Annotated in this window: 1 protein-coding gene; it reads right to left on the minus strand. The window is 39.1% G+C overall.

Going from position 1 to position 887, the window contains the following annotated elements:
- Positions 1-451: 451 nt before the first annotated feature.
- Positions 452-688, minus strand: a complete 237-nt coding sequence (locus HC752_RS24275) for a hypothetical protein (protein ID WP_190337741.1) — start codon at positions 686-688, stop codon at positions 452-454.
- Between the last annotated feature and the right edge of the window lie 199 nt (positions 689-887).

Consider the following 887-nt stretch of genomic DNA (forward strand, 5'->3'; position numbering starts at 1 on the left):
CTATCATCGAACCAAACATATATCCCATGGTTCCAATCGGAGAAACTTTTGAAAAGTAACTAAATTTTGTTGCAAATATTTTAGGAAGATAGTTCATTTTCCCCCTCACCATCAGGCACATAACGCCGCGCTCAGCCGCTGACAAAAATGGCGTTTGTTTTGCGGCTTTTTGCAAAACAAATGACAGTTTTGGCAGTCGGTTGCAGCGCCTTGTTATGTGTGTGATTTTGTTTAAGTGCCATTATTAGATTTTAGTTTTCTGTGAACAAATTTAACGATAATTGAAACAAGCCAAATTAGTGGAATTATTGGTGTAAATGATAAGGCGATTTCAATGTTGCTCATTGGACGGTCGAAGTCATCAGCTTGCATCATTGCAAAAGCCATAATGAAATATGATGCGATCAAAAAGATAACACAAGGGATAATGGCCCAAAGACTTAAAACGTGCTTAATCATCATTATATTCAATAAAACCCCACAGGCCTTCATCTTTAAATCGTTGAATTGCCTCCTCGACAATATCAAGAGATACTGAATCCTTGAATAATGACACCGTTCTGGTTCGTTCAGTATCATCGCGAAAGACTTCAACTAATAGCTCATCATTTCGATAAAGTTCGACGCCGATACCATCTCTTGGATTAACATCGCTTGCTACAACGATTCTATCTTTAGGGAACGACATTAGAACTCCATTTACACATAACGCCCAATTAAGTAGCCAAAAACGTACAAATACCGCTTCTGCAAGCCACCGTAAACACAAAACTCAACGCAAACTAAAAATGCCACACGTTTTTGGTCTGCTTGAATTGTTTGTTATGAACGGACTTTACGGCAACCCCAATTTGCCAGCAAATGCAGAAGCCTAAGACACCGAGCCA

Origin of the sequence: Vibrio sp. S9_S30, assembly GCF_014694455.1 — a bacterium.
Lineage (GTDB): Bacteria > Pseudomonadota > Gammaproteobacteria > Enterobacterales > Vibrionaceae > Vibrio.